General features: G+C 76.1%; 6 protein-coding genes. 5 read left to right on the forward strand and 1 reads right to left on the reverse strand.

Going from position 1 to position 5,734, the window contains the following annotated elements; translation table 11 throughout:
• Window positions 1-51 precede the first annotated feature (51 nt).
• The 4 genes from AB0O91_RS07005 (at window position 52) to AB0O91_RS07020 (ending at window position 3,257) form a co-directional block, all read left to right on the forward strand.
• Window positions 52-1,074 carry an ATP-binding cassette domain-containing protein gene (locus AB0O91_RS07005; protein WP_363428724.1) on the forward strand — a complete coding sequence of 341 codons (1,023 nt, stop codon included), beginning with the start codon at window positions 52-54 and terminating at the stop codon, window positions 1,072-1,074.
• On the forward strand, window positions 1,071-1,934 hold the full coding sequence (locus AB0O91_RS07010; RefSeq protein WP_363428726.1) for an ABC transporter permease: 864 nt from the start codon (window positions 1,071-1,073) through the stop codon (window positions 1,932-1,934). The genes AB0O91_RS07005 and AB0O91_RS07010 overlap by 4 nt, the downstream gene beginning before the upstream one ends.
• Window positions 1,935-2,286: 352 nt before the next feature.
• Complete coding sequence (locus AB0O91_RS07015; protein ID WP_363428728.1) at window positions 2,287-2,700, forward strand: GNAT family N-acetyltransferase; 414 nt, start codon at window positions 2,287-2,289, stop codon at window positions 2,698-2,700.
• Between the two features lie 89 nt (window positions 2,701-2,789).
• Complete coding sequence (locus tag AB0O91_RS07020; protein WP_363428730.1) at window positions 2,790-3,257, forward strand: tetratricopeptide repeat protein; 468 nt, start codon at window positions 2,790-2,792, stop codon at window positions 3,255-3,257.
• Between the two features lie 19 nt (window positions 3,258-3,276).
• On the opposite strand, the gene AB0O91_RS07025 is transcribed toward AB0O91_RS07020, so the two are convergent.
• Window positions 3,277-4,146 (reverse strand): HemK/PrmC family methyltransferase, encoded by an 870-nt coding sequence (locus AB0O91_RS07025; protein WP_363428733.1) that lies wholly within the window; start codon window positions 4,144-4,146, stop codon window positions 3,277-3,279.
• Between the two features lie 294 nt (window positions 4,147-4,440).
• Here AB0O91_RS07025 and AB0O91_RS07030 point away from each other — a divergent pair, with 294 nt between their 5' ends.
• Window positions 4,441-5,646 (forward strand): hypothetical protein, encoded by a 1,206-nt coding sequence (locus tag AB0O91_RS07030; RefSeq protein ID WP_363428735.1) that lies wholly within the window; start codon window positions 4,441-4,443, stop codon window positions 5,644-5,646.
• The last annotated feature ends 88 nt before the right edge of the window (window positions 5,647-5,734 follow it).

A 5,734-nucleotide genomic window follows, 5' to 3' on the forward strand; every position in this document is an offset into this window, starting at 1 on the left:
CCGCCCGCCTCGCCCCGACCCGACCCACCACCGCGCTACGGAGAACCGGCCATGAGCCCCACGCCCCCCGGCACCGACGACCCCGTGATCGAGGCGGTCGACGTCGGCATGACCTTCGGCGACGTCCGCGCCCTCGACTCGGTCAGCCTCGCCGTCCCCCGGGGCAGCGTGCTGGCGCTGCTCGGCCACAACGGCGCGGGCAAGACCACCCTGGTGAACGTCCTCACCACCGCGCTCGCCCCGACCACCGGCCGGGCCAGCGTCGCCGGGTACGACGTCCGCGAGCGGCCGGCCGAGGTCCGCCGCCGGATCGGTCTCACCGGCCAGTACGCCACCGTCGACGGCCGGCTCAGCGGCCGCGACAACCTGCTGCTGCTCGCCGGGCTGCTCGGGGCCGGCCGCCGCGCCGCCCGCGCCCGGGCCGACGAACTGCTCGGGCTGTTCGATCTCGGGCAGGTCGCCGACCGGCCCGCCCGCGGCTACTCGGGCGGGCTGCGCCGCCGTCTCGACCTGGCCGCGAGCCTGGTCGGGCGGCCCGAGGTGGTGTTCCTCGACGAGCCCACCACCGGCCTGGACCCGGTCAGCCGGCTCGGGCTGTGGGAGATCGTCGAAGGCCTGGTCGCCGAGGGCACCACCGTCCTGCTGACCACCCAGTACCTGGACGAGGCCGACCGGCTCGCCCACTCCATCACCGTGCTCTCCGGCGGCACCGTCGTCGCCGACGGCACCCCCGCCGAGCTCAAGGCCCGGGTCGGGCGGCGCACCGTCACCCTCGTCCTCGAACCCTCCGACGATCCGGACCGCGCCACCGGCGCCCTGCGTGCGGCCGGCTTCGCGCCGGTCACCGGCCGGGAGGGCGCCGCGCTGGTCGTCCCCATCGAGGCCACCCGGGAGGTCGCGGCGGTGGTCCGGGCCCTGGACGGGGTGGGGATCGAGGCCGCCGAACTGACCTTCGGCGAACCCGGCCTGGAGGACGTCTACCTCGCCCTGGCCCACCGCCCCGCCCGCCCGAAGAACCCGGCGGACTCCGACCACGCGGAGGCCCCCGACCGCCCGGAAGGACCCGCCCGGTGACCGTCCCGACCACCGCCCTCGACCGCGACCGACCGCCCCGCACACCCGCACCGCGGTCCACCGCTCCGGCCTGGCACGGCAGTTCACGGCTCACCCAGGTCCGCATCCTCACCGGGCGGTCGCTGCGCGCGCTCGTGACGGACCCGGCCGTGCTGCTGTTCGGCCTGCTGCAGCCCGTCATCACCCTCGTGGTGCTCTCCCAGGTGTTCAGCCGGATGGGACTGCCCCCGCACTTCCCGCCCGGCGTCACGTACCTGGACTTCGTGCTGCCCGCCGTCCTGGTCGACAACGCGGTGCAGTCCGCGGTGCAGTCCGGGGTCGGGCTGGTCGAGGACCTCCAGAACGGCATCGTCGCCCGGCTGCGCTGCCTGCCCGTCGCCCCCGGCTCGCTGCTGCTCGCCCGCAGCCTCACCACCCTGGTGCGGGCCGCCGTGCAGGCCGTGATCATCCTGCTGCTGGGCACCCTGCTGCTCGGCTACCACCCGCGCGGCGGGGTGGGCGCGGTCGTCGCCTCGATCGGGCTGACCCTGTTCATGAGCTGGGCGCTCGGCTGGCTCTTCATCGCGGCCGCGGCCTGGCTGCGCCGGGCCGAGCCGATCCAGAACCTGGCGATCATCGCCGTGCTCCCGCTGATGTTCGCCTCCAGCGCCTACGTCCCCACCGCCGACCTCCCCGGCTGGCTCGCCGCGGTCGCCCACGTCAACCCGCTCACCTACGCGATCGACACCACCCGCGCGCTGGCCCTCGGCCTCCCCGGTACCGTCTCCGCCGGCCCGGCCCTCCTCCTGGGCGCCACCGTCGCCGCCGTCGGCGCCTGGCTCGCCACCCTCGGCTTCCGACGGCCCCTCACCCCCCGCTGACGGCGCGTGCGCAGGAAGTCGGGCGGGCCGACTTCCTGCGTGTAGCACCGCGCCCACCCTGCCGCCCGGGGCCGGCCCGGCCGCGCTCGGCCTCCCGGCGGGGCGCAGCCGCGGTTCCCGTCCGGGCGGTGGGGCGTGCCCCGAGCCGGGACGACCGGCACGCCGCAACGGCCGTCATCGTGCGGAGAGGTCAGCGACCAGCCTCGGGGGCCAACCTGTTCGAACTATCCGGCCGGGATGCCACCCTGGCCGCCGTGCGCAGGAAGTCGGGCGGGCCGACTTCCTGCGCGCAGCGTGCACCGGGCCGGCGCCGGGGTGAACGTGGCCTTGGGCGTGTGGCAGGCTGCACGGCATGGTGAGCAGTGAGCCGTCGCGGGGCGGCGAGGTGGTGTTGACGGTGCGTCCCGAGCTGACGGATGCCGAGCTCGACGCGCTGTTCGGCGCGTCGTGGCCGGGGCACCGGTCGGTCTCCTTCGCCCCGGTGCTGGCCCGCAGTTCGACCTGGGTCGCGGCGCGACGGGGCGACCGCCTGGTGGGGTTCGTCAACGTCGCCGGGGACGGCGGCGCCCACGCCTTCATCCTGGACACCACCGTCCACCCGGACGAGCGCCGCCGGGGGCTCGGGGCGCGCCTGGTCCGGGCGGCCGCCGACGCGGCGCGGGCGTGCGGGGCCGAGTGGCTGCACGTCGACTACGAGCCGCACCTGGAGGGCTTCTACGCCCGGTGCGGCTTCCGGCCGACCGCCGCCGGCCTCCGGCGGCTGTGAGCGGGCCGGACGGCTCCCGGGACGCGCGGGAGCCCGCCCCGCCGGGCACCGGGCGACGGGCGGCGACAGGGACGGCAAGGACGACGGGAATGACGCGGATGACGGGAACGAGCAGGCAACTGCCGGACGAGGTCCACGCCGAGATCACGGAGCTGTGCCAGGAGGGCGACGCCCTCGCCGAACTGGGGGACCTCACCGAAGCCAAGCAGCGCTACGTCGAGGCCCTGCGGCTGCTGCCGGGCGATCCCCGCGGATGGGCGGCCTCGACCTGGATCTACGTCGCGATCGGGGACGTGCACTTCCGCCTCGGTGTCCACGACCGGGCGTCCAGGTGCTTCCAGAACGCCGTGCAGTGCCCCGGCGGGCTCGGCAACCCGTACGTCCACCTCCGGCTCGGCCAGACCGCCTTCGAGCTGGGCGACCACGACCGGGCGGCCGACGAGCTGATCAGGGCGCACATGGGCGGCGGGCCCGAGCTCTTCGACGAGGACGACCCCCGGTACCTGGCCTTCCTGCGGACCCGGGCCGACCTGGACGGCGCCGCCCACGCGGGGTGACCCGACCCCGGGTCAGGGGTCAGGGGTCCGTCCGGACGGCGGTCGAGAACAGCGGCCACCCGTCGTGGTCCGGGTGGCCGGACACGTCGGTGAAGCGGCCGGACTCCCGGAGCAGCGCCGGCACCGTCGCGCCGTGCAGGTGTCCGTGCTCGACCACCAGTACCCCGCCCGGGCGCAGCAGCGCGGCCGCCGCGTCCACCACCTGCCGGACCACCCGCAGGCCGTCGGCGCCGCCGAACACCGCCTGGCGGGGCTGGTAGCGGCCGAACTCGTCGGGCACCTCGGCCGCGTCCGGCATGAACGGCGGGTTGGCGAGCACCAGGTCCACCCCGGCCGTCAGACCGGTCAGGGCGACCGCCCGGGTCACCTCGCCCTCGTGGACGGTGACCGCGCTGTCCCCCAGTGCGGCGCGGCGGGCGGCGTTGCGGCGGGTGAAGTCCACCGCGACGGGGTCGAACTCGACCGCGTGCACCCGGGCGTCCGGCCGCGCGTGCGCGAGGGCCAGCCCGATCGCGCCCGAGCCGGCGCACAGGTCCACCACCGTCGGCCCGGCGACGCCCTCGACGGCCTTCCGGCCGGCCGCCACGACCCGTTCGCTGTGCGGCCGGGGCACGAACACCCCCGGCCCGACGGTCAGTTCGAGACCCGCGAAGACGACCCGCCCGGTCAGGTGGCCGAGCGGGACGCCCTCGGCCCGGCGGCGCACCAGCTCGCGCAGCCGCCGGGCGGGGCGGCCGTCCACCGGCCGCGCCGGATCCAGCCCGTCCGGCTCCGCGCCGAGCACCCGCGCGGCCAGCTCCGCCGCCTCACGCCGCGCCTGCGCCCGCGCCACGGCCCGCAGGGCCGGCACCGCCTCGTCCAGCAGGTCCCCCAGCACTGTCGGTCCCATCCTCCGCCTCCCCGTCGAGTGGAACGGCGCCCTCCGCCGCACCATGCCGCCCACTGTGCGGGCGGGGAGGCTAGGTGAGCTGCCAGATCTGGCGTCCGGACGGGTGGGTGTCCGGTGCCCGCCCCCCTCGTCGCCCGGGGCCGGCAGCACGATCACCGCGCCGACCCGTCCGGGCACGGTGCCGATGCCGTCCCCGGGCGGGGCGTCGTGCCGGGCGCGCGATATTCCCGGCAGGGCCGCCGTGGTGGCTTGTATCGTGCACCGGCGAAGATCGTCCGCAAGCAGAGGAGAAGTGTGCGGTCCGAGGACTACGCGGCGTGGGGGCGGGACTTCCCGGTCCGTTACCTCCTGGTGCGGGAGTACGACGACGATGACGACGAGCCGGCGGCGGAGCCCTGGGCGCGCTGTGCGGAGGTCGAAGGTCTGTTCATGGACCCGCCCCCGCTGCCGCGGGAGGTCCTGACGCTGCGCGGTTGCCCGCGCGACAGCGTGCTGGCCCGGGCGGTCACGAGGCCGGCCGGTCCGGTGCGGCTGCTGGGCGACATGGGTCTGATGATCCACCCCGAGGAGCCCCTGGACGGATGCCCCCGCTTCTGGGACCTGGAGAACGTCGCCGTGCTCGCCCACCGGCCCACGTCCGGTGATCCCGATCGGGTGGACATCACCGTGGGTGCCGGGGTCGAGGACGATTGGGGGCCGCGGCTCGAACCGGCCTCGCGGATCGACCTCTCGGTCGAATCCCTCCTGGCCACCGACCTGGTGGGCAGTTGCCGTTCGATCGACGGCCTGTCCGGCCCGCGGCCACCGCGGAAGACCCATCCCCTGCACCTGGTCGGCTGCGAACCCGCCGGACCCCTGCTGGCCGAACTCCGCTCACCGCGGCTGACGGACGACCACCTCCTCGCGCTGTGGGCGCTGGACCGCAACGGCCGCCGGATGACCTCGTACGACCTCCATCCCCGGCTCGGTGACGTCCGCCCGTCCGTCCTCGGCGGAGCCCTGGTCGACATCACCGTCCACGACCCCGACGGGGACCGGGCCCTCGGCTGGACGGCCGCCCGCCCCGCCCTGGCGGCCCGGAGCGTCTGGGAGGTCTGGTACGAGGGCGTTCCCACCCGGCCCGACCAGTGGGCCCGGTTCGACGGGAACGGCCGGAAGGAGTGGCTCGCTCTCTCCTCGGTAGGCCCCTACGGGCCGGGCGTCGGCCGTTCCGGCGGCACGTACCACCTCGACGGACGGCACGCCACCGACCGGTACGGAATACTCCTGGCCCTCGGCGAAGCCCTGATCGGCCCCGGCGGCAGCTACGGCGCGGGCCTGGACTCGGTCCACGACCACCTGGGCGGCGGACCCTCCGTCTTCGCACCGTTCACCCTCGTCTGGCACCACGCCGACCTCACCCGCGCCGGTCTGGCGCGCGTTCCCGATCCTCAGGGCTCCTACTTCGACCGGACCGTGAGCACCCTGCGGGACCACGGAGTCACCGTCGTCCTCGCGTGACGGCGCCGACGGGGGCCGGCCGACGGGGACCGGCCGACGGTGCGGGCCCGTCTTTCGCCGGGCCCGCGGCCCGGCGGGCGCGGAACGG

The sequence above is a fragment of the Kitasatospora sp. NPDC089797 genome (assembly GCF_040684795.1).
In the GTDB taxonomy this organism is placed as follows: Bacteria; Actinomycetota; Actinomycetes; order Streptomycetales; family Streptomycetaceae; genus Kitasatospora.

Coding starts and splice junctions, on each gene's coding strand:
- AB0O91_RS07015 (WP_363428728.1), top strand. CDS start 2,287: ATGGTGAGCAGTGAGCCGTCGCGGGGCGGCGAGGTGGTGTTGACGGTG.
- AB0O91_RS07020 (WP_363428730.1), top strand. CDS start 2,790: ATGACGCGGATGACGGGAACGAGCAGGCAACTGCCGGACGAGGTCCAC.
- AB0O91_RS07025 (WP_363428733.1), bottom strand. CDS start 4,146: ATGGGACCGACAGTGCTGGGGGACCTGCTGGACGAGGCGGTGCCGGCC.
- AB0O91_RS07005 (WP_363428724.1), top strand. CDS start 52: ATGAGCCCCACGCCCCCCGGCACCGACGACCCCGTGATCGAGGCGGTC.